The organism is Devosia aurantiaca, from assembly GCF_011058215.1.
In the GTDB taxonomy this organism is placed as follows: domain Bacteria; phylum Pseudomonadota; class Alphaproteobacteria; order Rhizobiales; family Devosiaceae; genus Devosia; species Devosia aurantiaca.
Genome location: NZ_JAALFG010000003.1, coordinates 184,589 through 209,921, shown reverse-complemented (window position 1 = coordinate 209,921; position 25,333 = coordinate 184,589). Strand labels below are relative to the sequence as shown.

Sequence of the window (25,333 nt, the reverse complement as noted above, 5' to 3'; positions counted from 1 at the left end):
GGAGCCAATGGTTCGATCGGCAGAAGCGTCCCTATTACAGCCCCCTAGTCGGTGGGATAATCCCCCAAGCGTTGCCCAACCAAACCTCTTCTCCTTCCAGAATCGCTTTCGCCCTGCCCAAGCCGTTGGTATAGCCATGGGTAACCGAATGTTCGCCGGTCCAGCCCCTATGTTCCCAGTCGCGAGAAGCTGAGCCCCGTGCGTTTCGTCCTCCGCCTCCTGATGATGATCGCGGTGGCCCTCGTGGTCGGCTTTGGCCTTAGCTACTATGCCCTGACCGACGGTCGCCTCTTCGGCGCCGTGCAGCTTGGCCCCTGGACGGCCTGGCCCGACATCGGTTCACCACAACCCAATCCTTACACGCGCGGCCACATCACCCGCGAAGCAGCGCTGCAGCTTGGGCAAAGCGAAGGCCTGACCTTTATCGCCAATCAGGACAGCGATGGCGCGGCGCTCGACCTTCGCTGCTCCTATCGCCTCGATGGCCGGGTACCGGTCTCGACGTTCTGGACCCTTGAGGCTATCGATCCGGTCACCTGGGCCAACCTCTCGGCGCCCGGCACGGACGCCGCAATGCGCTCCAGCGAGATCGTTCGGGTCGACAATGCCATGCTGATCCATGTCGGCACGCGATTGCGACCGCTCAATTGGCTTGAGCTTACCGGCACCGGCCCGTTCAGTCTCGTCATGACGCTCTATGACACCACAGCCCTTCTCGGCTTCAGCTCCTCAGACACAGTCATGCCGTCGATCACCAGCGAGGGCTGCTCATGATCCGCACGCTGCTTTGGCTGATCGGTGGCGTGCTTTTAGGCGGCGTCATTCACATCGTGGCCATCCTCACCCTGCCCCTGCTGGCGGAGGAAACCACCTGGACCCGCGTCGCAGCGCTCGATGCGAAAAACCGTGTCCTGGTTTTGCCGCCCATTGCCCAAGGCCAGCCCAATCCTTTGCATCTCGACCCGGAGCTGAGCTACGGCCTCTGCCGCCTCGACCTTTCGGAAGGTCCCGCCTATCTCAGCGGTTCCCTTCCAGACGCCTTTTGGTCGGTCGCCCTCTTCAACACTTCGGGCATCGTCACCTATTCGACCACCAATCGCGACGGCATTGGCCAGACGGTTGAAATGGGCATCTTCAATGCCGCGCAGACGCGGCTCCTGGCCCAGCAGCAGATCGATGTCGAAGAAGGCTTGCTCGTCGTCGAAGCCAGCAGCAACGAACTTTTCGTTCTGCTCCGCCTCTCGCCCCCGCACGAAGTCATGCGGCCCCGGTTCGAGGAAGCACTGTCGCAAATTACCTGCGGACCGCGGCCGTCAAATTAGGCCGATCAAGGCTCCTGCGAGGCCAAGGCCGACCACGACGATCCACGGCGTCACTTTCCAGGACACCAGGGCGACAAAGCCAGCGAGAGCCAGGGCAAAATCGAGCGGCGTCAGGACGGCGCTGGTAAAGACCGGATCGTAAAGCGCCACGCCCAGAATGCCGACCACAGCCGCATTGGCGCCGCGCATCGCAGCCTGCGCCCCCGGCCAGCGGCGGAGCGTGTTCCAGAACGGAAGCGCCGCCACGAGGATCAGCAGCCCGGGCAGGAAAATGCCCACCAGCGCGATTGCAGCTCCGGGCAAACCATTGCTCACCGCACCTAGATAAGCGGCAAAGGTAAAGAGAGGCCCGGGCACCGCCTGCGTGGCGCCATAGCCTGCGAGAAACGCATCGGGCGACACCCAGCCGCGCAAAACAGTTTCCGCTTCAAGAAGCGGCAGGACCACATGGCCGCCGCCGAACACCAGCGATCCCGCTCGATAAAAGGCGTCGAACAGAGCCACGCCCTGCCCCGCCCCTGCAAGCCAAGGAAGCCCGGCCAGCAGGACCACGAACAGGACCACTGCAACCAGGCCAGCTTTCGGCGAAATCGGGAAAAACAGCTGATCTGTCTTAGGCTCCTCGTCCCGGCGCAACAGGACAAGACCTGCAACAATGCCAAAGACGATGGCGCCCAGCTGCCCCAATGCTCCGCCCCCGAGCACGACAAGAAACACCGCCAGTACAGCAATCGCTGCGCGCTCCCGATCCGGCGTCAGCGACCGGGCCATGCCCAGCACCGCTTGGGCCACCACCGCGACCGCGACAAGCTTCAGCCCATGCAACACACCCTGCGCGAGAGGCCCCTCCAAGGCGGCCGCGCCATAGGCGAAAAGCACGAGAAGCAAAGCCGACGGCAGCGTAAAACCGGTCCAGGCCGCGAGGGCGCCGAGCGGTCCGGCGCGCCTCAGCCCAAGCGCAAAGCCGACCTGGCTCGATGCAGGCCCCGGCAAGAACTGGCACAGCGCCACAAGATCGGCATAGCCGGCTTCGTCGATCCAGCGCCGCCGCACCACCAGTTCGTCGCGGAAGTAGCCGAGATGGGCGATCGGGCCGCCAAAGCTCGTGAGCCCGAGCTTCAGAAAGGCCCAGAACACTTCAAGCGGCGTGCCCCGCTCCGCCTCGATTTCGCTCGTCACCCTGCCGGCCTATTTCTGCACGACCACTTCGGTGTCGATGCGCATAGTTTGATAGCGTGACGGTATGGTGACACCGCCGCCCGTCCCCACAGCCGTCGCGCCGGAGCAAAAATCGCCGCGATTTGCTCGGTCCACCCAGGGCCGCATTTGCCGCAGGCTTTCGTCGACGCTGATCGACTGCTCATGCGGCGTTTCGACCAGCAGGTGGTCGAGCGCATAATCGTAGCTATCGTAACGATAGGTCAGCGCTCGCACAAACCAGTCGATATGCCATTGGTTCTCCGCCCGCCGCGCCGCGACATTGTCGGCGACGCCCTGTTCGAGCCCGCCGATCTCTGCCAGCGCCATCCGACGCTGCCAATCGACTTCGAGCACGGCGCAGATCGACTGGAAGGTGGCGGGCAAAGTATCGAGATCGGCCAGGATGTGGCGACCCACCGTCGAATAGCGCGTCGGCGACGACCGGTATTCGGTTGTCCTGAGCCAGGTGTAATAGCGGTCGCGCGAAAACTGGTAATCGCGCGCCCGCCCGATGCGGGTGCGCTGCAGCTCGACCGAGCTATCGAACATCCAGTCCTTGCCATGCGCCGCCACCAGGAACCGCCAGGTGCGATCATGCATCAGCACTTCCTGGTCGGTCTGGTTGAAGTCGGAAACCGGCTCCTTGCGCACGCGCGCCAGCTGGTCGCCGGCATAGGGCATGATGGCGTCATGCAGAACGCTCGGCTGCGCCCGGCCAAAATCGCCCACTGGCCGCGCGACGCAGCCGCTCAGCGTAGCAAGAGCCAGGGCAACAAGAACGGGCCGGCCAAGCGCTAAAAAGTCAAACACGCTTGCGCTTGCGTCCCTTGGCGGCAACGCCCGCTGCCGGTGGTGGCGGCGCCCCGCGTTCGTACCGCACCCCGGTAAAAATCAGGATCTGCGCCCCGCCGGTAAATGATGCTCCGGCCTCCGCAGATTTCTTGTGCCCGTCAAATTGTAGAAGCGTACCCAAAATGGCCTCCATAGCCACGAATGCTCCCCGTCCCTAGTGGGGGCAGCGGTCTAAAAACGATGTGCGCGACGCCCCTCGCGCTTGATGGCCATTAAGATGTCGTCAAGGTTAACAGTCTGCTAACGAATTGACGGCAAGAGTGATCTGGCATCGAATTTGGTGCAGATAACGAGTCGACGGTTCCGCCAGAATGCTTGGATTTCAGCCCTACGAAACCTTTCAGCTGCTGATCGAAACCGGCGGGGTCGATCGCACCAATACGCTGCTGATCGCCGCTTGCGACGCTTATGCTCGGCGTGGCAAGCCGACCATTCCTGAAATGGAACAGTTTGAGACGCTCGCCAATCGCCTCTTCCCCACCGCCGGTCCGCAGGCGCGCGCCAAGGGTGCCGCCATGCTTGGCCGCGCCGAAGTGCTGTCGCCGACGCTGGAAAAGCTCGTCGTCGATAATATCGGCGAAGACCTGATCCCCTTCCTCGAAAACGCTGCTGAGTTGTCCGACCAGACCATGCTCGACATCATCGCGCGCTATGACGTCCCGGCCTGCGCCACGCTCGCGACCCGCGCCGACCTCTCCAACGTCGTCCTTGCCAAGCTCTTCCAGATGAATTCGCGCAAGGTCTACCGCGCCCTAGCCGGCAATACCTATATCGTGCCGCGCGGCGCCTACCTTAGCGCCCTGGCGCGCTCGGCGCAGATGGACCACCTTGTTGCCGAAGCCCTCGGCCGCCGCGACGATTTCGACGCCGCGCTCCTCGCACCGGCATTCTTCGATCTTTCCGATGCCCACCGCGTCAAGGTCATCGAGGCCTTCGCCAATCGCGAAACCCCTGCTGCGCCGATCTCGCGCACCATCGAGCAGCTTTCGGTCGCCACAGGCGAGTTGACCAAGGCGCTGATGAAGCTCTTTTCCGAGAACCGCCGTCCCGAGGTCACCAAGCTCCTCTCGCAGATCACCGGTCTTGACGAAGTGCGTTGCGGGCAGATCGCCCACGACGTCACCGGCGCATCGCTCTTCGTGATCCTGCGTGCCTTCGGCGCAACTGCCTATGACGGGCTCAAGGTATTGATCCACGCCACCAGCCACGATGGCGAGCGCTCCAAGGATCTTGCCGACTTCGCCGGCCTCTTCAGCGCCGTTTCGCCCGAATCCATGGCTTACCTGATGAGCGCCTGGCGCGGCGAAGTGAACCTCCTGGAACTCTCCAAGCAGCAGTACCAGCCCTTTACCCAGACCAGCCGCCGCACCGAAAAGATGGCTCCGGCGCACAATCCGGTCGTCGATCAGGCCATTGAGGCCCTCGCCCGCATCGGCATCCGCCGCGCGAGCTAAGCTTTTGCCAGCTCGATCCCCGGATCGTCACCGCGCAGGTCAACGCTGATGACCCAAAGGTCGGGATCGAACCCGGCCTCCTGGGCGATCCGATCGCGCTTTTTGCGGCTCCACCCGACTGAACCGACGCTGGAACACCAGCCCTGCCCCCTCCCCCGGCTTACCACGGGGGCGGGCGTGAACAGCGAGCGCGTGCCATCGAGGTGGTCGAGTTCGATAAAGACCTGGCCGGCAATAGGATCGCCGCGCCGGGCAATGACGCACATATTGCCCAAGTCATTGTGCCGGCGCACAAAGGCCATGCACCAGAGGTCGCTGCGCAGCGTCGCCATTAAGAACCCTATCGGTCGCGTGCGACGGTTCTAGATGGTGGCGCCGGCCTTGAGCAAGAGCTCGACCAGGTCGGGCTTGACCTGACCGGTCATGCGATAGCTGTGAAAGTTCTCGAACTCGCGAATGGCGCGCGCCGTTTCTGCGCCCGGCTTGCCGTCGATCGGTGCGCGGAAAAAGCCAAGACTCGCAAGCCCGCGCTGGATTTGGGACACCAGGGCGCTGTCGGTGGCCGGAGCGACATAGGGCACCGGATCTGCGGCCGGGGCGCGAACCGCTGGAGCCACAGGCGCTGCCGCCTGCTGTGTCGCAGGGCTCGGCGCGATCGGGGCCGGCATTGGCTGCTGGCTCTGCACGACCGGCAGGCTCGCCTTCGGCACAGGCGGGTTGGCAACGGGCTGTACATTCGTCGTCCGCGGCGTATCGACAGCGGCGATGATCGAATCGATCGTGCTGGCGGCACTCTGCGCCACGCCGTCGAATGCTTCTTCGGCCCGCGTCAGACCTGGCACGCGCGCGACGAGCTGATCCTGCTGCGGCTCGGCGGCGACCGGCACGGTCGGCGCCACGGCCAGGGCAGCCTGCTGCACAACAGGGGCCGGCGGCTGCACTTGCGCCGGGGCGGCCTGCGCTTGCGGCTGAGCCACGACTGGCTGCGCAACAACCGGCTGCGTAACCCGGCCGGAAGCGTCCGAAGAAAGGATTGCCTCAAGCACCGCGGCATCGGTCGAGCCGGTCAGCTTCATGCCGTTGCGCTGCTCGAAAGCGCGAATGGCCTCGGCGGTCTTGGGGCCGTAATAGCCGTCGACCTTTCCGCTGAAGAGCTGCAGCTCGAAGAGCTTCTTTTGCACTTCGAACATCTTGGCATTGCCCACCGGTCCGTCCGGCATGGGCGGCGGCACGCTTCCGGTGGTCTCGTTGCTGGTGACCATCGGCGCAGCCACCTCGGTCGCCGCGGGGATCGGCGGCAGGGCCGGCACTGTCTCCGCGAGCTCAGGACGCTCCGCCACGGGCGTCGGCGCGGCGGCAAGGCTTTGGTGCGCAGGCGCGAAGAACGGAGACGGATGTTCCGCGGTCTGGAAATAAAGCGCGTTGCTTCCGGCCAGGGCAGTCATGGTCACCATCGCCAGGATGCCGGTGGAGGCCATCGGCGCTTTCATATAGCGCGAGAAAGTCCAGAGCCCCGCCCGGCTCAAGGTGCCAAGCAGGGCGCTGCCAGCCATCAGCGGCAGCTGTGTCAGGGTGGAAGCCGTCATTGCGCTTTTCTTGTTTCTTTTTGCCATAGAGGTAAGGCGGCAGCCAAAGGCTCACGGTGAAGAGGAACGATCTCGGCAGTTTCGCTGGCTTTGGTTGCCGGACCGTTTATGGGCAGAAGAACTGTGATGGTTGTCCCCGTTCCCACTTCGGAAATGGCGCGCAACGTGCCGCCATGCAGCTCGACCAGGCCCTTGACGATGGAAAGGCCAAGGCCGGTCCCCTCGTATTTGCGGGTCAGGCCGTCCTGCACCTGGAAAAAGGGTTCGCCGATTCGGTCGAGCGCGGCCGGCGCCATGCCGATGCCGCGATCCCGCACCGAAAGGCTGATCGACTGACCCTGGCGCTTGACGGCGACCGACACCTGCCCACCCTCGTGGCTGAACTTGATGGCGTTGGAGAGGAGATTAATGAGGATCTGCCTGCATACGCGTTCGTCGGCGGTCAGCATCGGCAGGTCGGCCTCGATCTCGGACAGGAGGCGAACGCTGCGGGCCTGGGCCATGGTTTCGACCATGGCAAAGCATGCGGGCACGATATCGGCCGGGGCGATCTGCTCCGCCTGGATTTCGAATTTGCCGGCCTCGATGCGCGACATGTCGAGCAGCATGCTGACGACCTCGAGCAGATGCCGGCCGCTCTGGTGAATCAGCCCGGCATATTCCTTGTGCGTGCCGGTAAGCTGGCCGCCAATGCCACTGGTCATCATCTCGGAGAACCCGACAACGGCGTTGAGCGGCGTGCGCAATTCATGGCCGATGGTCGCGAGGAACCGCGACTTGGCCTGCGACGCATCTTCGGCAACGCGGCGCGCTTCGGCCATGGCCGCCTCGGTGTCCTTGCGGCTGGTGATGTCGCGCAAAAGGGCAATGACCTCGTGCGCCTCTTCGCTCGCCGTCTCATCGAGGATCGGGGCAAGCTGAGCCTCGACCCAGATAAAGCGCGGAACGCTCGAGCCGGCACGCGGATCGTCCTGGCGCATGCGCACCTCGATCGTACGGCTGCGGCCAAGCTGGCTGGCATCGGAAAAGGCCGTGAGGAATGCCGGGCGGTCGAGAACATGCACGCGCTCAACCAGCGAATTGCCGGAAAGCTGGTAGCGCGCGCAGCCGAAGAGGGGCTCTGCCGAACGCGACGCCAACATGACCTGGCCGTCGGCAGCAAAGCGCAGCACCGCATCCTGGACGTGTTCGATGAGGTGCCGATAGGCATCGATCTGCGCCTTGTCGTGGACCTCGAAGGCGCTGTTGATATGGTGCGCACTATAGGCGACCACGGCAAAAGCAATGGCAAAGCCAAGCCCTGAAGCAGGCAGCAGCTGGGCATCGGGCAGCGGATTTGCCGGCAAGCCGAGAAGCGTGCTCGCGAGCGCGATGGCAATGATCGGCAGCAAGGCAAGCCAGCTGACCCGCCGCATGCTGCTGCGCGCGACCAGGGCGGCGAGCACAGGACCCAACAAGGCCATGGCGAGGCCGGCATCTGCGAATCGCGGATCGGCAATGGTCAGAACGAGGCCGGCTGCCATGAGCGTTGCGACCTGAGCCATGGCGGAATGATCGAATTGGCCACGCTGGTGCATGGCAAGCGCCGTCAGCGCGCCACCGAGCACGATGGAGGTGACGAGCAGCGCCAGCGGTGCACCAGTGACGAGCGCATAAAGGGCGGGGCCGACGGCCAGAACTCCGGCAGCAAGCAGCAGGCGGGAATTGTTGCCGATGGTCTTGCGGCGCAGCAGCTCGGGCCGGTTGCCGACCCCGGCCAAGGCGGGGTCGCGTCCGTTTCTCGCTCCGAAGACCTTGAGACTACGCATAAATGAACTCACAACACCGACGCCCTAAACCCGGAAAGAACGCTCCGGACGACCCTTTCTGGGTCTTGGATGCCCGGTTCGATGGCCGGGTCTTTTGTCGGATCAACCTCGTCCGCCAACCGCTAAGACAGGGTTTAAGATGGCGCGGCCTCGGGCTTTTCGGTTCCCTCCAGGCGAGGTTTTGGCGTTTAGCGTAAACAAGCCGTTGCCCCGGGCGCCGCAATCGCCAGCGATTTGATTCAAATTTTATGCAATTGCCACAGACCCGTTTAAGCGGGAATCGCTAGGATCATTTCATCGAACGGGAATAGGCCCGTCGCGATGGGATGAAGCCGATGTTCCTGCTGCGCTCCGCGTTCTGGCTGATCTTGGCCTTCGTGCTTATCCGGCCCGAAATGGATGTTCGCGATACCGCGGAAAGCCTATCCAACGAGGCGTTGTCGCAAGGCGGCGCCTTCATCTCCGAGCAGATCTCTGCAATCGACTGTACCGAACTCGTCTGCCACGGTGGCAAGGCTCTTGCCGTGGCAGCCCTCCAGAACACTCAGCAGGCCGGCGATCCCATGCACACGACCCCGGCCAAGCCTGCCATTCCGTTGCCCCGGCCCCGGCCGGACCGCCCGGTCTGACACCTAATCGAACTTCGCCTCCGGGCGTCTGCCGCAAGCACAGTGCCCCGTGCTTGCGGCATTTTCTTTGGCCACTGGCAAAGGCGCGATACGTGGCCTAGATAGAGAATATGACCCAGCCGCAAGCCTTTCAGGACATCGCCGAGAACCTTTCCTTCCTCGATGATTGGGAAGATCGCTACCGCTATCTGATCGAACTGGGGCAGGCTTTGCCGCGGCTCGACGACGCCGAGCGCAATGCCGGCAACAAGGTCAATGGCTGCATGTCGCAGGTCTGGCTGGTGGCCGAGCCGGAACAGGTCGACGGCGAAGCCGGACTGCGGTTCCGCGGCGAGAGCGACGCGATGATCGTCCAGGGGCTCGTCGCCGTACTGTTGGCGCTTTACTCGGACCGCACGGCCCGCGACATCGCCGAAACCGACGCCATTAGACTCTTCGACGAACTGGGCCTGCGCGAGCATCTGACGACGCAGCGATCCAATGGCCTCGTCGCCATGGTCAATCGCATCCGCAACGAAGCCAAGGCGCTCGCCTAGGCGTAGCGGCGGAGCCTGCCGATCAGCGGCTTTTCGATCGCCCGATAGATTAGGTAGCCGACAAAGACACCGCCAAAGATCGCGGCAAGCTCCGCGGCAAAGATCAGCACCGGATCGTCGGTGCCCATCATGCGCAGCAGAACGCCGGCAATCGCCGCCACTGAAAACATGTGGACCAGGTAGATCGAATAAGACGCATCGCCCAGCCGCTCGAGCGTCGGCAGATACGGAACCTGCCGCTCCCTCGCCACCAGCAGGGCGACCGTCGACGCGGCAAAAGACAGCAGCCCCACAAAGGCGCTCTGATCCTCGACCAGGCCGCGGTCCCAATAAAAGCCCTCGAACAGCCCAAAGACCCCGACCAGCCCGAGCAGGAACAGGACCTCGACCCGCAGCACGCTCAGCCAACCGCGGATATAGGCAAGGCCCAGCCATGCCCCGGCCACGAAGGCGAGCGGCATGAAGCTCGTATAGAAGGCCGGGATCGCATCGGTCGGACGGAACACCATGCCGATAATCGCCAGCGCAACATAAGCAATGGTCAGCACCCAGACCCTGCTGGTGGCGCCCAGAAACGCCAGTGCGGCAAAGCAGATGTAGAAGAACATCTCGTAGTTTAGCGTCCATCCGAGCTTATAAAGCGGGTGAAAGCCGTGCGAGGCCGGGTTGTAGAAGGGAATAAAGAACAGCGACAGGATCAGCTGTTCACCATCGAATACCGTGGTCTTGAACACACTCGGCAGCAGCAAAGCCGCCAGCGCCGCCACGGCTGTCGCGGCCCAATAAAGTGGCACGACGCGCAGGATGCGGCGGCGCATGAACTTGCCGGCGTCGAAGCGCCCGTCCCCGGTCACCGCCACCATGATGAAGCCCGAAACCACGAAAAAGAGGATCACGCCCAACCAGCCCAGACGCCCATAAAGCAGCGTCTGCTCTGCCAGGGGTAGAGCAGCGCATGGGAGGCAAGCACCATCAGCGCCGCAATGGCACGCAGGTACTGAATGGTGTGGAGCTTTTTGTTCATGGGGCCGCAACAATGTTCGAGGCGTTTTATCACGTCCCAAAACCCGCAAACATGAACAAACGTTACATCGTTAACGGCGCATCCTGGAACATGGGTAAACGCTCCTCCAGCCAGCCTTCCACCCGATGCCGGTCAGCGCCCTCAGCCTCCGCGGAAAGGCCAAAGCTGATGCACAGCTGATCGAGCCCAATCCGGAGCACCAGTTTCGCCCCGCGCCGCGGCCAGCCGCGCTCGGTTTCCACCTGCTGGAGGCCCTTGTCGAAGGCGCAGATGTCGGTCAACACCGTCCAGCAATCCGGCGGCAGGGCTCGCGCCAACATATTGAGCCGCTTGCGAGCGTCTGCAGCGCTATCGGCGAGCATGCCCTGCTGCGGCGCCCCGCCCTTGTCGCCAAGCCTTGTGGGATCATAGGACATGGTGACGCGTTGGCGCAGCCGCGATCGTTCGAACAGCCGCGTCAGCATCCGCGCCGCCTCGACATGGTGCGGACCAAGAAACGCGCCATCCTTGCTCGCTGCCGCCAGACGCAGAACGGCATCAGGCGCGATTTCACCCAGGGATGTGGTCATGCCTGGCCCCCATTGAGGATGGCCTCGAAACGATCGAGCCGGGCGTCGAACTCGAGATCGTCGCGCTGATCCTCGATCAAGCCACAGGCGTGGGAGACTGTAGTCCTATCCCGCCCAAAGGCGCGACCCACATCCACGAGGCTCTGACCGAGCACCACATGCGATAAATACATCGCCACCTGCCGCGCCCGCGCAGCACTGGCGCGGCATCGCGAATGATGTAGTATCAGCAGTTTGGAAACATCATATTCCCGCGCCACCAGTTCGATCACCCGCTCGATCTTGCGCTGGTCCGAAGCGTCTGCGCCTGACGGGAGCGGATCGGAGTCGGAATATGGGGTAGGCATCATGGCACTGGCCTCGTCGATATAGGACTATATTCCTATACCTTCGACCTTGGCCATGGGTGCGGGGATAAGTTGAACAGCTTTCCGCGCTAAAGAAGGCCGCCCCGAAGGACGGCCTTTGTGGACGCTTGTGCCTCTCGGCCTATTCGGCCTTGCGACCGAGCCCGTTGTCCTTGGCAAGCTTGGAGCGAGTCGCCGAATAGCTGGGAGCAACCATCGGATAATCAGCCGGAAGGCCCCACTTCTCCCGATATTCTTCGGGAGACAGGTTGTAATGGGTGCGCAGATGGCGCTTCAGCGACTTGAACTTCTTCCCGTCTTCCAGGCAGATGATGTAGTCCGAAGCGATAGACTTCTTGACGGGCACGGCAGGCTTGAGTTCTTCAACCTGAACGGGCGCCTCATTTGTCTGCAGCGCGCGCAATGCACCGTGAACCTCGGCGATCAACTTGGTAAGATCGCCTGGGCTAACAGAATTATGGCTCACATAAGCCGAAACAATATCGGTGCTGAGACCGATCAGGTCCGTATCAGCAGCCACGAACGCGCCGGTGTCGTCGTTCATATCCAACCTTCCAGTTCTTATTTATTGGCGGCCATTGGGGAGGAGCCGCGTTGCCTGGTAACTAGGCCTGTTCTGCAGGCCATGCAACCAAAATTGCCCGTGTCGACGAAAAGTATTAGTCGTTATTCAGCAACGGACTGTTTAGCGACAATTGTAATTGTCTCGTCAGCCACAGTTTTTTCCCAAGGCTTGTATCCTGCAGCAAGACTGGCTTTCGCCAGAAGATGTGCTGCGACAGGTGTCGTCAGTAGAAGAAAAATAATGCCAATGATGGCGCGAATTGCAACAGCGGCGTCCTGCGACATAAGAGCTATGACAAACAGAATCAGCCCGCCGCCTACCACCCCGGCCTTCGATGCTGCGTGCATGCGGGTATAAAGATCGGGAAAACGCAGCACCCCGATGGCCGCGAGCAGCGTGAACAGGGCTCCAGCCAACAAAAGCACGCCGCTTCCATAGACGACAACATCGTAGAGCATCAGCGCCTCTTCCCGTCGGTTGCGGCGTCATTGCGCAGCATGATGTAGCGAGCGAGCGCAACGGTGGCGAGAAAGCCCAAGAGGGCCAGCGCCAAGGCGATATCGAGGTAGAGCCAGAGACCGGTCCTGACGGCGATGGTGCCAACAAAGCCCATGGCGACAATGGTCAGAAGATCGAGGGCGAGGACGCGATCGGGGAGACTTGGCCCGAGTACGATGCGGATGACCGACACGATTAAGGCCGCTGCCAGAAGCGCAAGCGCGATCGTTGTCGCCCAATCCATGAACAGCGCGGGGCTCATTCAAACACCTCCCGGACCTTTTGCTCGACACCGCTGACGATCCCCGTGATCACAGCCTCGCGGTCTTCATGCGTCAACGCATGGACATAAAGCTGCGAACGATCGGCCGACACATCGACGCTGAGGGTGCCCGGCGTGAGAGTGATCAGGTTCGCCAACAAAGTAATTTCGCCATCCGATTTGACCGTCAGCGGCACAGCGATGATGGCGGGGCGCAAGGCCGATCTAAGATTGGGCTTGATGGTCAGAAGCGCCACTTTGAAAGCGCTGAGGAACAGCTCGTAGACGAAGAGGAGCGCCAGCGATCCGATCCGGCGCCATCGCCTGAGCCCATTTCTGCGCACCAGGGAGTTGCGGAGCAGGGACACGACCACGGCGCCGACAAGGCCGCCGAAAAGAAGATTGAGCCCTGAAAAGCTGCCGGTGACGGCGGCCCAGATTAGCGCCAGGACCACGACGAGGAGGCTGGTGCTCATGGGGTCACCTCGGCAAGCCCGGTCGCGTCGACATAGCGCGACGGATCAAGAATATCTGCCGCCCCCTGCTCGCGCCTTCCATCAAGGGCGATGGCCAAAGCCCCGCGATCGCCACGGCAGCAACCAGGACGCCGGCGGCAGCGAGCCCAAGTCGCTCGCGCTGCGTGCCGACACGGACCGGAAAATCCACCGGAGGGTTGCGCCAGAAAACATGTGCCCAAAGACGCGTGCCGGCAATGAGGGTGAGGACGGCATTGACCAGGAGCGCCAGCGTCAGCCCCAAGCCGATCCAGCTTGGCTCCGATCCCGTTACGCCATCGGCGAGGCTGGCTTGCAGCAGCAAAAGCTTGGGCCAGAAGCCCAAGAATGGCGGCACGCCGGCGGCCGCCAAAATGAGGACCAGGAACAGAATGGAAAGCGGCGCGCTCGCCGCATAGATGCCGCCCATCTGCCGTGTATCGCTGGCGCCGGTCGTTCGCTCGACCAGTCCGGCAATGAGGTAGAGGCCGGTCATAGTCAGGATCGCGTGGAAGATATAAAGCCCCGATCCGGCGATGCCGTCTGCCGTGGGCAAAGCAAGGCCTGCCACGACTGCGCCAATGCCGCCGATGACGACAAAGCCGATGGCGCGGCGAAGGTTGGTTTCGGCAATCGCTCCGAGCGGCGCGGTCAGCAGCGTTGCGATGGCGATCAGCGCAATGGCCGGTTCCAACAGATCGCGGCTGCCCGGCAGTATGGCGACGAGCGCGCGCAGCATGGCATAGGCACCGACCTTGGTGAGGAGGCCGGCAAAAGGGCAGACACCGCGGCCGAAGGCGTGTGGTAGGACGCAGGCAGCCAGGCATTGACCGGAAAGGCTGCCGCCTTCATGCCGAAGGCGAGAAGCAGAAGCGCCGCGACACCGGCCATTGCGCCCGGATCGGCAAGTGGCGCCACCCGCATGATGTCGGCCATGTTGAGCGTACCGAGCAGCCCATAAAGCAGGCCCAAAGCCATCAGGAAGAAGGTGGTCGCGAGGAAATTGAGGAAGCCGTATTTGACGGCACCGTCGAGCTGGATGGGCTTTGTGCCTTGCACGATCAGCCCAAACGACGCGATCAGCATCACCTCGAACCAGACATAAAGGTTGAAGAGGTCGCCGGTGAGGAAGGCGCCAGTCACGCCCGCGAGAAGCAGCAGGACCATGGCATGGAAATCATCCCGCTTGCTGTCCCTGCCCCCGTCGATCTCTGCATAGAGCAGGACGATCAGGCTGACGGCGGAGGCAGCGAGGGCAAAGGCGGCGCTGAAGAGATCAGCCGTGAGGCTGATGCCGAAGGGCGGCAGCCACCTGCCCATGGTCATGCTCAGCGGACCTTCCCCGCGACGCGCACAAGCAAGGCTATCTCGCAGGCGATGACTGCAAGCACCGTCATCAACGTCACGACCAGGGTCAGGACGCGGGTGCGGCGCAGCGCCAGCACGGCCGCAGCGCCGATCAGGCAGAGCACGACGGGCAGGACCAGAACCCAGTCTGCAAGGCGTGTCGCCCCCTCGATCATCGCTTGAGGCACGTTCGCGTGAGTTTCCATGGGTCAGTAGCTCAGCGGCGGTTGCGGCGAGCGCTTGGGCTCGGCCAGCCGCATCGTGTCGGTATCGTCGGCATCGAGGCTGCGATAGGCGCGAAAGGCCAGCACAAGAAGAAAGCTGAACATCGAGAAGCCGATGACGATCGCAGTCAGGATCAGGGCCTGCGGCAGCGGATTGGCGATCGGACCTTCGGGCGTTTCGAGACCCGGCGGGACGATCGGCGCCACTTCGCGCATCAGCCGCCCGGCAGTGAAGATGAGAAGGTTCACGCCATTGCCGAGGATCGTCATGCCGATCAGCATGCGGATCACCGAGCGCGACAGCAGCAGATAGATGCCGACCGTGGCGAAGAGACCGACCAGCATGGCCATGATGTAGTCCATCAAAGGTCCTCTTCGTCAAATTCGCTAGCCAGGGCCAGACCGATGGCAGTGAGCGCACCAAAGACGGTGAGATAGACGCCCAGGTCGAAGACCAGCGGTGTCGATAGCGGCACCACCGTGTCGCCGATTGGGAGATAAGCCCAGATGCTGGTCATGAATGGAGAGCCGGTAAAGGCGCTGAGCAGACCCGAGACCGCGGCCAGCAGCACTCCGCAACCTGCAGCGGCCAGGGGATCGAAGCGCAAGGCTTTGCGGGTTTCGGGAACGCCTAGGGACAGGCCGAGGACCTGGATCGCGGCCGCGGCGATCAGCCCGCCGATAAAGCCGCCACCGGGTTCGTTATGACCGCGGAGGCAAATGTAGAATGAGAAGACCAGCATGATCGAAACGAGCAGCGGCGAAATGGTGCGGAAGATCAGCGTGTTCATGTCGCCGCCTTTCGCGTGCGTGCGGCGCGCGGCTTCTTGGTCACCACACGCTTGCGCACGCGCATGAGGGCAATGATGGCGATGCCGGCGCCCATGACCACCGAGATTTCGCCCAGAGTATCGAAGCCGCGATAGTCGACGAGGATAACGTTGACGATGTTGTGGCCATGCGCGATCGGCACGCTGGTGGCTGTGAAGAGATCTGACAGGCGTGTATCGAGCGTACCGCTTAACACTTGCATCAGCAGCAGCGAAACGCCGATGCCGCAGGCAGAGCCAACGCGCCATCGCGCAGCCAATCCTCCAAGGGCCGGGCATCATGCCGGTCGAGATTGAGCCGGGCCATGACGAAAGCCAAAACCGCCACCGACAGAACCTCTACCATGAACTGGGTGAAGGCGAGGTCGGGCGCGCCGAACAGCAGGAAGATCAGCGCCAGGGCCGTTCCCTGTACGCCCAGCGACAGGATTGCGGTCAGCCGCGTTGGCGATATCACGACGACAACGAGCCCGATCACAGCGAGCAGCACCACGCCCCATTCATAAAAGGTCAGCGACGTCACATTGAAGCGGCTCCACCAGCTGCCAAGATCGGATGCCGGCACCATCCAGCCAAAGCCACTCCAGGCCAGAAGCGGTCCGAAGAGGGCAAGCGCCAGGGCGGCAAAGACGACGACGAGATAGAGCTCGAGCCGGCCATGATGGAGGAAGCGGGTCACCGCTCCGGAAAAACGGATAAGACCGAACATGGCCGCATCGAACACCGTGTCGGCATTCCAACGCACCGCATGGTCGATGCGCCGTAGCACCGTTCTGGCGCCATCGGCCTGACGATAAACGGCAATGCCGAAGAGCCATGTCAGCACGGACAGCCACAAGACGAGGCTGGTAAAATCGAGCGCCAGGGTGAGGTGGGCCTCGACAGGCCGTCCCACGACAGCCAGCGCTGCCGGCCCGATGACGTTGTGACCGAGCCACTCGGGCGACAGGCCGGCAACGATGGCAAGCCCGCCCAAGAGGAGCGGACCGACCAGCATGGCGATCGGCGCTTCGTGCGGCTCGCGCGGCGTCGGCACGGCCTCGCCAAGGAAGGGGCGGATCATGATCAGGATGGCGACGCCGGCCAGCAAGGCATTGCCGACCACAAGGACAATCAGCGTTGCGATCTGCGTCGGGTCGCCGCTGAGAAGGCCGAGATACATTTCTTCCTTGGCGAAATAGCCGATCGTCAGCGGCAGGCCGATCATGGAGAGGGCCGCCAGGGCAGCGGCGATAAAGGTCACCGGCATCTTGTCGGCCAGGCCGCGTAAAACGGTGATGTCGCGCGTCCCCGTCCCATGATCGACGGCACCGGCCACCATGAAGAGGCCTGCCTTATAGAAGGCATGGGCCACGAAATAGACGATCATGGCGGCAATAGCCGCTTCGCTGTTGAGCCCGATCAGCAGCACGAGCAGCCCGAGCGAAGCGATCGTCGTTTGCGCAAGTATCTGCTTGAGGTCGGTTTGCCGCAGCGCGCCAAGCCCGCCCCAGATCAGCGTCAGGCCACCGAACACCACGAGAATAGTGGTCCACACCTGCGTACCGCCCAGCACCGGCGACATGCGTGCCAGAAGATAAACGCCCCCTGAACCATGGTCGCCGAATGAAGAAAGGCCGACACCGGCGTCGGCGCCTCCATGGCATTGGGCAACCAGAAATGGAGCGGAAACTGCGCCGACTTGGTGAAGGCCGCGCCAATAAAGCAGAAGAGGACGAGACCATAGAACCCGCTCTGCCGCATCAGGTCGCCGGTCTCCCGCAGCGCGCTGATCTCCCACGTGCCCGCGACCTGGCTGACGATGATGGCACCGGCAAGCAGCGCCATGCCGCCGATATTTGTGATCACCAGCGCCTGGATCGCGCCGCGCCGCGCCGCCTGCCGCCCATGATCGAAGCCGATCAAGAGGAAAGAGGTAACCGATGTCAGCTCCCAGAACAGGAACAGGGCAAGCAAGCTATCGGCCAGCACCAGCCCCAGCATCGCTCCCATAAAGCCGAGCATGAAGGCAAAGAACCGCCCCTGATGCGGATGCCCACGAAGATAGGCGCCGGAGTAGAGGATGATGAGCGCGCCGATCCCCGAGATGGTCAGCGCAAAAACGAGACTCAGGCCATCGAGATAAAAGCTCAAATTCAGATCGTAAGCCGGTATCCAGGCGAAGCTGACGCTGATGCCTTCGCCGCCGACTACGCGCTCGACGAAGCTGAGCAGGAAAACAAAGATCGCCGCTGGTAGCAGCGCCAGGATCCAGCCGCTGAAGCGCCCGGTGACGTGATGCAGCAATGGCGCCAGCAGCGCGGCCACGAATGGGACCACGGCGACAAGAGCAATGCCGGCGTCGAAAGGCGCGTCCACCCTGTCCCCACTCCCTTGAAGATTCACTCACGAGCGCGGTGACCTTACCCAACAACCCTTTTTGGGCAATCGCTTAAGATCATCGCGCGAAGCAATCGAGATGTTTTCAACCGTTTCCGGGGCTGGCAAAGCGCGTCACTGGCGCCTATGTCGGTCGGACCCAGTTTTCGGAGCCCACATGACCCAGGCCAAGCCACCCGTCGCCAAGCGCATCGATCACGCCCATACCCATCACGGCCGGCGCGTCGAGGACCCATATGCGTGGCTGCGGGCCCCTAATTGGCAGGAGGTGATGCAAAAGCCCGAGACGCTGGACGCCGAAATCCGCGCCTATCTTGAAGCCGAAAACACCTTTTACGAGGCCGAGTTCGGCAAGCCCACCGCCGTACTCCAGGACAAGATCTATCGCGAGATTCGCGGCCGCATCAAGGAAGACGATAGCGGCGTCCCCTCTCCCGACGGACCCTTCGCCTATAATTCGCGCATGCTCGAGGGCAAGCAGTACCCACAGGTCGTGCGCACCCCGCGCGATGGCGGGCCGGAACAGGTTCTACTCGATTGCAACGTCGAAGCCGGCGAGGGCTATTTCGGCTTTGCGGGCGCCTCCCACGACCCGTCGCACCAGATCCTGGCCTGGGCCGCCGATCGCGCCGGCTCGGAATATTACGACATTGTCCTGCGCGACCTTGCCACCGGCGCCGACCGCGACGACGTCATCGCCGAAACCGCCGGCTCCTATGTCTGGAGCAATGACAGCCGCTCCATCTACTACACCGAATACGACGACAACCACCGCCCCTATCGCATCCGCCGCCACGACCTCGGCACGGCCAAAGACGCCGATCCGATCATCTACGAGGAAAAGGACCCCGGCTTCTTTGTCGGCGTCGGCAAGACCCTCTCGGACCGCTTCATCGTCATCGACGCGCACGATCACCAGACCTCCGAAGTATGGCTGATCGATGCCGCGACCGGCGGCGAACCGCGCCTTGTCGCGCCGCGCGTCGCCGATCGCGAATACGATGTCGATGAACGGAACGGCGTTCTTTACATCCGCACCAATGCCGATGGTGCCGAGGACTACAAGATCGTCACCGTTTCGGCCGACAATGCCGGGGCCGAGAATTGGACCGATCTCGTCCCCCATCGCGAGAGCGTGCTGATCCTCGACATTGCCCTTCTCAAAAACCACCTCCTCCGCCTCGAACGCGAAGACGGCCTGCCGCGCATCGTCGCCCGCGACTTGCGCACTGGCAAGGAAGAGACCGTGCGCTTTGAGGAAGAGGCCTATTCGTTGGGCATGTCGACCGGCTACGAGTTCGATACGTCGGTGTTCCGCCTCAGCTATTCCTCGCCGACGACGCCAAACCAAATCTGGGATGTCGATCTCGAGACCGGTGAGCGCACCCTGCTCAAGACCCAGGAAGTGCCATCCGGTCATGATCCCGAGCATTACGAAACACGGCGCCTTTTTGCCACCGCTGCGGATGGCGAGCAGGTGCCGGTGACCTTGCTCTACCGCAAGGGTCTCGAACTCGACGGCAGCCACCCCGCTTTGCTCTATGGCTATGGCGCCTATGGCATGTCGATGCCTGCGTCCTTTTCGGTCTCCGTCTTGTCGCTGGTCGATCGCGGCTTCGTTTATGCCATTGCCCATATTCGCGGCGGCATGGAAAAGGGCTATCGCTGGTATCGCCAGGGCCGGCGCGGGCACAAGACCAACACTTTTACCGACTTCATCGCGGCAGCCGAAATGCTGATCGCCGAAGGCTATACCGCCAAAGGCAAGATCATTGCCCAGGGTGGATCGGCCGGCGGCATGCTGATGGGCGCCATCGCCAATCTGCGGCCCGATCTATGGGGTGGCATCATCGCACAGGTCCCGTTTGTCGACGTGCTCAACACCATGCTCGACGACACCCTGCCGCTGACGCCGCCGGAATGGCCCGAATGGGGCAATCCAATAACGTCGGCCGATGACTACCAACGCATCGCCGCCTATGCTCCCTATGAAGCGGTGAGCGAACAAGATTATCCGCCGATCTTTGCCCTGGCGGGCCTCACCGATCCGCGCGTCACCTATTGGGAGCCGGCCAAGTGGGTAGCCAAGTTGCGTGCAACCAAAACCGGGGATGCGCCGCTTTACCTCAAGACCAATATGGGGGCCGGTCACGGCGGCGCCTCGGGACGCTTCGATCGCCTCAAGGAAACCGCCGAGTGCTATGCCTTTGCAATAAAGTCCGCCGGATTGGACGCTTAGTTCTCCCGGCGACATTGTTGCCCAAACCCCTGACGCCTATAAATACCTTCTCAAGCCAAGGAGCTCACCATGACCTTTGAACTGCCGCCCCTGCCCTATGCCTACGATGCTCTGGGCCCGTACATGTCCAAGGAAACGCTCGAGTTTCACCACGACAAGCATCACCAGGCCTATGTGACCAACGGCAACAACCTGCTCAAGGACTCGGGCCTTGAAGGCAAGAGCCTCGAAGAGATCGTCAAGGAGAGCTATGGCAAGAACCAGGGCCTCTTCAACAATGCCGGCCAGCACTACAACCACATCCATTTCTGGCAGTGGATGAAGCCCAATGGCGGCGGCAAGTCGCTTCCAGGCAAGCTGCAGGCTGCGGTCGATAGCGATCTCGGCGGCTTCGACAAGCTGCGCACCGATTTCATCGCTGCCGGCACCACCCAGTTCGGGTCCGGCTGGGCCTGGATCGCGGTAAAGGACGGCAAGCTCGAAATTTCCAAGACCCCAAACGGCGAGTCGCCGCTGGTCAATGGTGCCCACCCGATCCTGGGCGTCGACGTCTGGGAGCACTCCTATTACATCGACTACCGCAATGCGCGTCCGAAGTACCTCGAAGCCTGGTTCGATAACCTCGTGAACTGGGAACATGTCGAAGAGATGTACTCCAAGGCCACTGCCTAAGCTCTGATCTGGAGCAATTCTGCTTCGTTCGAACCCGCCGCTCACCGCGGCGGGTTTTCTGTTTTCCCCCAGCCTCTTCACCCTATTGGAACAAACTGATTCAATCCCTCGTTCGGTCGTGTTAACGAAGCATTTACCAAGAGGGGAATCGAGCGTGACTGCAGCGGGCAAGACCATTGCTATTTTGGCCGCCAATCCAGCGCTCAATGCGGTGCTCACCATGGTCCTGGCGGGAGACTCGCGCCTGCGCGTGCGCCCCTTCGACAGCGAGGCAGAGCTCTTTGCCTATATGCGCATCGTGCCGCTCGACATGCTGGTCGTCGATTTCGACCGCGATGGCCGCCCGGCCTATGAACTGGTGGAAGCCATCCGCCTCGATCCCAGCATGGTGTCGCGCGAACTGCCGGTGATCGCCCTCACGCGCGCCATCACCCCGCCCATGCGCCAACAAACCATCAGTGCCAGCATCGACGAGGTGGTGGTCAAGCCAATGTCGCCGCGTCACCTGTTGCAGCGCATCCAGGCTCGGCTCTTGAAGCGCCCGATTGTGGGCGTTCCCGGTTCAGGCTATAGGGGCCCCGACCGGCGCAACAGGATCAGCATGCGCGCGCCGCAGCCGCATCCGAACCGCCGCGTCACCGACAATGTGGTGCAGCTTTTCCCCGATCGTCGCGCGCGTCCCGAAATGGAACCGCTGGTCTAATCCGGCTTCGCACACGCCGGCGTGGACCTCGTCTTGTTGCTAAGTTGGAGACCTCATCCTGCTGCGCACAGTAGACCTCATCCTGAGCTTGTCGAAGGACGAGGTCGTGGCAGGAACTGCTGAGCCCGACCTCGTGGTTCGACAAGCTCACCATGAAGTCTTATAGGCATCTTTATCGTCGCTGGTCGACCGCCGCGACCTTGTTCCAGAGATCCTCGACGGTTTCAGCGAACTGGATTTTGCGATCATAGTGAGGCACCGAGGCGGCAACCACATCGGTGGCAAAGCCGCGCAAAACCTCGAAGGCCTTGTGCCGGTTGAGCAGCACGACGGGTTTTCCCCCGCTGCTTGACCAGGCATCAAAGAGCGCCCTCACCGATGCAAGCGACCCCGGCAGTCCGACGAAGACCGACGCCTCAGCCGCAAGACTTGCAAGGCGTTCTGCGCGATCCGGCACAACGCTCATCGGCACTCCGGACAGCGCCGGCGGCAGCACGATACTGGCATCGGCGATGATCTGCACCGAGCCACCGGCGGCGCGCGCTGCCGTAATCAAGGGCACGGGCAGTATGCCATCTTCGGCAAGGCACACGATCCTGGCGCCCCTGCGGGTGAAGATCATGCCGAATTCGCTCATCATGCTGGCGCGCTCGGGGTCCCCGGGCCCCGATCCGAGGCGAAGACGGCGACCACGGGTCCGGCTGGCGCAGCCATCAGCGTTTTCCTCGCAGGCCGCCAAGGATGCCACGCATGATTTCACGGCCCAAGGTGTTCGCCACCGAGCGGGCAAAGGAATTGACCGCAGCCTCCACGGGCGTTTGCCTTGTCGAGCGGCGCGGCGCGGCTGCGCGCTCCGCCCGCGCGGCTTCGACTTCACCCTGCGTCCGCTCGGTCGCCAACTGCTTGTCGCGCGCCCGGCGCTCCAGGATCTCGTATGCCGACTCGCGATCGATGACCGTGTCGTAAAGACCGCCGACCGGAGAATTGGCCATGGTCGCATCGCGCTCCGCCCGGCTGATGGGCCCGACCTGAGCCGATGGCGGGCGGATCAGCGTGCGGCCGACGATCGATGGCACGCCCTTTTCCTCCAGCACCGAAACCAGCGCTTCGCCGACGCCAAGTTGCGTAATCGCTTCTTCGGTCGAAAAGGCCGGGTTGGGACGGAAGGTTTCGGCCGCGACACGCACCGCCTTCTGCTCGCGCGGCGTATGGGCGCGCAGCGCATGCTGGATGCGATTGGACAGCTGGGCCAGAACACTTTCCGGGATATCGACGGGGTTCTGCGTGACGAAATAAACGCCGACGCCCTTTGAGCGGATGAGTTTGACCACCTGCTCCACCTTGTCGATCAGCGCCTTGGGCGCGTCGTCGAAGAGGAGGTGCGCTTCGTCGAAGAAGAAGACCAGCTTGGGTTTTTCGATATCGCCCACTTCCGGAAGCTCTTCGAACAGCTCGGACAAGAGCCACAGGAGGAAGGTTGAATAAAGCCGCGGCGACTGCATCAGCTGGTCTGCTGCCAAAACCGAAACGAAACCACGGCCATCGGTGTCGGTGCGCATCAGGTCGGCGATCTCGAGCGCGCGTTCGCCGAAGAAGTTGTTGGCGCCCTGCTGTTCGAGGATCAGCAGCTGACGCTGGATAGCGCCAATGGAGGCGGCCGCGACATTGCCGTAGCGGCTCGAAATCTCCTTGCCGCGTTCCTGAATATGGACCAGCAGCGCGCGTAAGTCCTTCAAATCCAGCAGCAAAAGACCATCATCGTCGGCAACGCGGAAGGCGATGTTCAGCACGCCTTCCTGAGTGTCGTTGAGGTCGAGAATACGGCTGAGCAGAACCGGGCCCATTTCCGAGATCGTGGCGCGCACCGGGTGGCCCTGCTCGCCGAACAGATCCCAGAACATGGTGGGGAAGACGTCGCTGGCGTAGTCGGTGAAGCCGATGTCTTCGGCGCGCTTGGTCTGCCACTCCTGGGCTTGGCCAAGCTTGGACATGCCTGAAAGGTCGCCCTTGATATCGGCGGCAAAAACCGGGACGCCGGCCGCCGAGAAGCCCTCTGCAAGTGTTTGTAAGGTGACGGTTTTACCGGTGCCGGTGGCGCCGGTGATGAGGCCATGGCGATTGGCATATTTGAGGTGCAGGTATTCCGGCCGTTCACTCGCGCCAAGAAAGATTTTGTCGTCCACGAGCATAAGGCACCTTTGCGCAAATCGAGCCCGTTTATAGCCGCAGGCAGGCGCCGCGGCTAGAACGCGTCGGTCGCCCGCAACTCACCCACGATCGCGCCGCGGACATTCCTGGTTGGTTGTGACGCGAACTGCTCCAACACGTTGCGCTGAGCTGACGTTGGGTCAGCATATTTGAGCAAGAGTGCTGCAATCATGGCGTGACTTGCGGCCATGTTGCCATCGTCGCATTTGAGCGCATAGCCCCAGCCCTTGTCGCGGATCGAGCCGCACTGGACGCCCTCGGCTCCGCCCTTCTGCATCAGCCGACCGCCAAAGGCCTCCATCACCAGAGTGTCGAGGTGACCGGTGCCAGCAACGAGGTGGGGATGGCTGGTCGCGGCATCGAACAGCGCCTGGGCACCGGCAGCATGGCCGGCATCGAGCCCCCTGCCCGTCGTCATGCGGGCAAAGCCGAGGGCCCAGCTGCGCAGCGGCGCCGCAAAAGTAGGGATGGAGCAGCCATCGGTGCCGCAGCGATCTTCGGTCAGGTCTTCGCCGATCACATATTCGACCGCGGCCCGAACCGCCTGCTGCACCTCGTGCTCGCGCGCAACATACCCCGCCGTCGGCACGCCCATGGCGAGGGCGACGCTTAGCATGCCGGAATGCTTGCCCGAGCAATTGTTGTGCAACGCACTCGGTTCGGCGCCCTTGGCGCGCAAAGCGTCTCGCGCCTTGGCATTGGTCGGCATATGGGCGCCGCATTCGAGATCGGCGGCCGAGAGCCCCATGCGCTCAAGAAAATGGGCGACATTACCCACATGCTCGTCCTCGCCATGGTGGGAGGCGCAGGCGAGGGCCAGCTCCTGGGTGGTATGGTGGAACTTGTCGGTCGCGTGCCGGTCAAAGATCGCCAGCGCCTGCATCGACTTGATTGCAGACCGTGGAAAGACGGGTCGCTCGACGTCACCGTTCGAGGCGATCACCGTGCCCTGGTCGTCGACGATAATGAATGCCCCGCGATGACGGTTTTCAACCCAGTTGCCGCGCACGGCCTCGGCAAGAATCGGGTTGGCGTCCATGGGCGATCTCCGGTGGGTCTTACCTTCACGAACAAGGAGCGGACCGGAAAGTCAACATGGCGGCGTTGAGCTCAGTCCTCGACCTGGGTCAGGTAGCGGGAATTGACCCAGCCGCTTGTCCCATTGCGATCGACCAGGCACCAATCGGCGCTATTCTCGACCTCGATGCAGCGCTCGACCCAGACATGGACGCCGGGCGCGAAGCTGCCGACCTTGCGCGAATAGCTGGCCGGCCATTTGCGGACATTGAGCTTGTCCCAGCGCGCGACGCCGGTGACCTTGGCCAGCGTTTCGACCGAATAGCCGGCAGCCATGGCGGGCTGCACGGCAAAGCCGGCGGCGGCGGTGATGATCAAGCCACAAAGCGTGGCGACGAGAACTTTTTCCTGGGCCTTGTTCATTTCAAAAATACCCTGACTACGTTGAGCTTGCTCTACGCCTACACACGGGCCTTTGAACCCACTCTGATGGGTGGGTTCAGCTTGCGTTCATCAAAGGGGTCCAGGACCTCGTGCAGAAAAAAGC

General features: G+C 62.5%; 29 protein-coding genes and 2 pseudogenes. 8 read left to right on the top strand and 23 right to left on the bottom strand.

All coding sequences use genetic code 11. From position 1 onward, the window contains the following. Positions 1-198 precede the first annotated feature (198 nt). Both G5575_RS14335 and G5575_RS14330 read left to right on the top strand, forming a co-directional pair. Positions 199-774 (top strand): DUF1214 domain-containing protein, encoded by a 576-nt coding sequence (locus G5575_RS14335; RefSeq protein ID WP_164534928.1) that lies wholly within the window; start codon positions 199-201, stop codon positions 772-774. Further along, a complete protein-coding gene (locus G5575_RS14330) occupies positions 771-1,322 on the top strand; it encodes a DUF1254 domain-containing protein (RefSeq protein ID WP_164534927.1) in 552 nt (183 codons plus the stop codon). Before G5575_RS14335 ends, G5575_RS14330 begins: the two co-directional genes overlap by 4 nt. On the opposite strand, the gene chrA is transcribed toward G5575_RS14330, so the two are convergent. Genes chrA through G5575_RS14315 form a run of 3 tightly spaced genes read right to left on the bottom strand, consistent with a single transcriptional unit; the run spans position 1,314 to position 3,513 of the window. After that, positions 1,314-2,501 carry a chromate efflux transporter gene (gene chrA / locus G5575_RS14325; RefSeq protein ID WP_164534926.1) on the bottom strand — a complete coding sequence of 396 codons (1,188 nt, stop codon included), beginning with the start codon at positions 2,499-2,501 and terminating at the stop codon, positions 1,314-1,316. The two genes, G5575_RS14330 and chrA, sit on opposite strands and share 9 nt — an antisense overlap. A 9-nt stretch (positions 2,502-2,510) precedes the next feature. Then, a complete protein-coding gene (locus G5575_RS14320) occupies positions 2,511-3,332 on the bottom strand; it encodes a hypothetical protein (RefSeq protein ID WP_164534925.1) in 822 nt (273 codons plus the stop codon). Beyond that, positions 3,325-3,513 (bottom strand): hypothetical protein, encoded by a 189-nt coding sequence (locus tag G5575_RS14315; protein WP_164534924.1) that lies wholly within the window; start codon positions 3,511-3,513, stop codon positions 3,325-3,327. Before G5575_RS14315 ends, G5575_RS14320 begins: the two co-directional genes overlap by 8 nt. Positions 3,514-3,685: 172 nt before the next feature. Here G5575_RS14315 and G5575_RS14310 point away from each other — a divergent pair, with 172 nt between their 5' ends. Beyond that, entirely contained in the window at positions 3,686-4,828 is a 1,143-nt protein-coding gene (locus G5575_RS14310) for a DUF2336 domain-containing protein (protein ID WP_164534923.1), read from the top strand. On the opposite strand, the gene G5575_RS14305 is transcribed toward G5575_RS14310, so the two are convergent. From G5575_RS14305 to G5575_RS14295, 3 genes are read right to left on the bottom strand one after another with little or no spacing between them, the layout of a single operon-like run. Next, a complete protein-coding gene (locus G5575_RS14305) occupies positions 4,825-5,160 on the bottom strand; it encodes a DUF1491 family protein (protein WP_164534922.1) in 336 nt (111 codons plus the stop codon). The two genes, G5575_RS14310 and G5575_RS14305, sit on opposite strands and share 4 nt — an antisense overlap. 30 nt (positions 5,161-5,190) lie before the next feature. Then, entirely contained in the window at positions 5,191-6,414 is a 1,224-nt protein-coding gene (locus G5575_RS14300) for a peptidoglycan-binding domain-containing protein (RefSeq protein WP_164534921.1), read from the bottom strand. Then, the gene (locus G5575_RS14295) at positions 6,411-8,222 is read right to left on the bottom strand and encodes a sensor histidine kinase (protein WP_164534920.1); all 1,812 of its coding nucleotides are present in this window, start codon (positions 8,220-8,222) and stop codon (positions 6,411-6,413) included. The genes G5575_RS14300 and G5575_RS14295 overlap by 4 nt, the downstream gene beginning before the upstream one ends. Positions 8,223-8,557: 335 nt before the next feature. Here G5575_RS14295 and G5575_RS14290 point away from each other — a divergent pair, with 335 nt between their 5' ends. Both G5575_RS14290 and G5575_RS14285 read left to right on the top strand, forming a co-directional pair. Further along, positions 8,558-8,851 (top strand): hypothetical protein, encoded by a 294-nt coding sequence (locus G5575_RS14290; RefSeq protein WP_164534919.1) that lies wholly within the window; start codon positions 8,558-8,560, stop codon positions 8,849-8,851. A 110-nt stretch (positions 8,852-8,961) separates the two neighbouring features. Further along, entirely contained in the window at positions 8,962-9,387 is a 426-nt protein-coding gene (locus tag G5575_RS14285) for a SufE family protein (protein ID WP_164534918.1), read from the top strand. On the opposite strand, the gene G5575_RS14280 is transcribed toward G5575_RS14285, so the two are convergent. The 13 genes and pseudogenes from G5575_RS14280 to G5575_RS22310 form a co-directional block, all read right to left on the bottom strand. After that, positions 9,384-10,283, bottom strand: a complete 900-nt coding sequence (locus tag G5575_RS14280) for an acyltransferase family protein (protein WP_164534917.1) — start codon at positions 10,281-10,283, stop codon at positions 9,384-9,386. The two genes, G5575_RS14285 and G5575_RS14280, sit on opposite strands and share 4 nt — an antisense overlap. Next, positions 10,280-10,411, bottom strand: a complete 132-nt coding sequence (locus G5575_RS21215; RefSeq protein ID WP_268904437.1) for a hypothetical protein — start codon at positions 10,409-10,411, stop codon at positions 10,280-10,282. Before G5575_RS21215 ends, G5575_RS14280 begins: the two co-directional genes overlap by 4 nt. A 62-nt stretch (positions 10,412-10,473) precedes the next feature. After that, a complete protein-coding gene (locus tag G5575_RS14275) occupies positions 10,474-10,980 on the bottom strand; it encodes a DUF6456 domain-containing protein (RefSeq protein ID WP_164534916.1) in 507 nt (168 codons plus the stop codon). Continuing rightward, a complete protein-coding gene (locus G5575_RS14270; RefSeq protein WP_164534915.1) occupies positions 10,977-11,330 on the bottom strand; it encodes a helix-turn-helix domain-containing protein in 354 nt (117 codons plus the stop codon). Before G5575_RS14270 ends, G5575_RS14275 begins: the two co-directional genes overlap by 4 nt. Positions 11,331-11,469: 139 nt before the next feature. After that, positions 11,470-11,892 (bottom strand): MucR family transcriptional regulator, encoded by a 423-nt coding sequence (locus G5575_RS14265; protein ID WP_164534914.1) that lies wholly within the window; start codon positions 11,890-11,892, stop codon positions 11,470-11,472. A 122-nt stretch (positions 11,893-12,014) separates the two neighbouring features. Further along, positions 12,015-12,371: a monovalent cation/H(+) antiporter subunit G gene (gene mnhG / locus G5575_RS14260; protein ID WP_164534913.1), complete on the bottom strand. Its 357-nt coding sequence runs from the start codon at positions 12,369-12,371 to the stop codon at positions 12,015-12,017. Continuing rightward, entirely contained in the window at positions 12,371-12,673 is a 303-nt protein-coding gene (locus tag G5575_RS14255; protein WP_164534912.1) for a monovalent cation/H+ antiporter complex subunit F, read from the bottom strand. Before G5575_RS14255 ends, mnhG begins: the two co-directional genes overlap by 1 nt. Then, positions 12,670-13,149, bottom strand: a complete 480-nt coding sequence (locus G5575_RS14250; protein WP_164534911.1) for a Na+/H+ antiporter subunit E — start codon at positions 13,147-13,149, stop codon at positions 12,670-12,672. The genes G5575_RS14255 and G5575_RS14250 overlap by 4 nt, the downstream gene beginning before the upstream one ends. 4 nt (positions 13,150-13,153) lie before the next feature. Continuing rightward, positions 13,154-14,334 (bottom strand): annotated as a pseudogene (locus G5575_RS20590) (proton-conducting transporter transmembrane domain-containing protein). Positions 14,335-14,495: 161 nt separating this feature from the next. Continuing rightward, a complete protein-coding gene (locus tag G5575_RS14235; protein ID WP_164534908.1) occupies positions 14,496-14,720 on the bottom strand; it encodes a hypothetical protein in 225 nt (74 codons plus the stop codon). Between the two features lie 3 nt (positions 14,721-14,723). Further along, entirely contained in the window at positions 14,724-15,101 is a 378-nt protein-coding gene (locus tag G5575_RS14230; protein ID WP_164534907.1) for a Na+/H+ antiporter subunit C, read from the bottom strand. Next, positions 15,101-15,529, bottom strand: a complete 429-nt coding sequence (locus tag G5575_RS14225) for an MnhB domain-containing protein (protein WP_164534906.1) — start codon at positions 15,527-15,529, stop codon at positions 15,101-15,103. Before G5575_RS14225 ends, G5575_RS14230 begins: the two co-directional genes overlap by 1 nt. Next, positions 15,526-17,926 (bottom strand): annotated as a pseudogene (locus G5575_RS22310) (putative monovalent cation/H+ antiporter subunit A). The gene G5575_RS14225 and the pseudogene G5575_RS22310 overlap by 4 nt, the downstream one beginning before the upstream one ends. Before the next feature lie 178 nt (positions 17,927-18,104). Here G5575_RS22310 and G5575_RS14215 point away from each other — a divergent pair. The 3 genes from G5575_RS14215 to G5575_RS14205 all read left to right on the top strand — a co-directional run bounded on the left by G5575_RS14215 (position 18,105) and on the right by G5575_RS14205 (position 21,561). Next, a complete protein-coding gene (locus G5575_RS14215) occupies positions 18,105-20,186 on the top strand; it encodes a S9 family peptidase (protein ID WP_164534905.1) in 2,082 nt (693 codons plus the stop codon). A gap of 69 nt (positions 20,187-20,255) precedes the next feature. Beyond that, positions 20,256-20,858 carry a superoxide dismutase gene (locus tag G5575_RS14210; RefSeq protein WP_164534904.1) on the top strand — a complete coding sequence of 201 codons (603 nt, stop codon included), beginning with the start codon at positions 20,256-20,258 and terminating at the stop codon, positions 20,856-20,858. 154 nt (positions 20,859-21,012) lie between these two features. After that, positions 21,013-21,561 carry a response regulator gene (locus G5575_RS14205; protein WP_164534903.1) on the top strand — a complete coding sequence of 183 codons (549 nt, stop codon included), beginning with the start codon at positions 21,013-21,015 and terminating at the stop codon, positions 21,559-21,561. Between the two features lie 172 nt (positions 21,562-21,733). Here G5575_RS14205 and G5575_RS14200 read toward each other — a convergent pair whose 3' ends face one another. The 4 genes from G5575_RS14200 to G5575_RS14185 all read right to left on the bottom strand — a co-directional run bounded on the left by G5575_RS14200 (position 21,734) and on the right by G5575_RS14185 (position 25,209). Further along, positions 21,734-22,201 (bottom strand): hypothetical protein, encoded by a 468-nt coding sequence (locus G5575_RS14200; RefSeq protein WP_164534902.1) that lies wholly within the window; start codon positions 22,199-22,201, stop codon positions 21,734-21,736. A gap of 73 nt (positions 22,202-22,274) precedes the next feature. After that, a complete protein-coding gene (locus tag G5575_RS14195) occupies positions 22,275-23,750 on the bottom strand; it encodes a helicase HerA-like domain-containing protein (RefSeq protein WP_164534901.1) in 1,476 nt (491 codons plus the stop codon). A 53-nt stretch (positions 23,751-23,803) separates the two neighbouring features. After that, a complete protein-coding gene (locus G5575_RS14190) occupies positions 23,804-24,808 on the bottom strand; it encodes an asparaginase (RefSeq protein ID WP_164534900.1) in 1,005 nt (334 codons plus the stop codon). A gap of 71 nt (positions 24,809-24,879) precedes the next feature. Next, the gene (locus tag G5575_RS14185) at positions 24,880-25,209 is read right to left on the bottom strand and encodes an SH3 domain-containing protein (RefSeq protein WP_164534899.1); all 330 of its coding nucleotides are present in this window, start codon (positions 25,207-25,209) and stop codon (positions 24,880-24,882) included. Between the last annotated feature and the right edge of the window lie 124 nt (positions 25,210-25,333).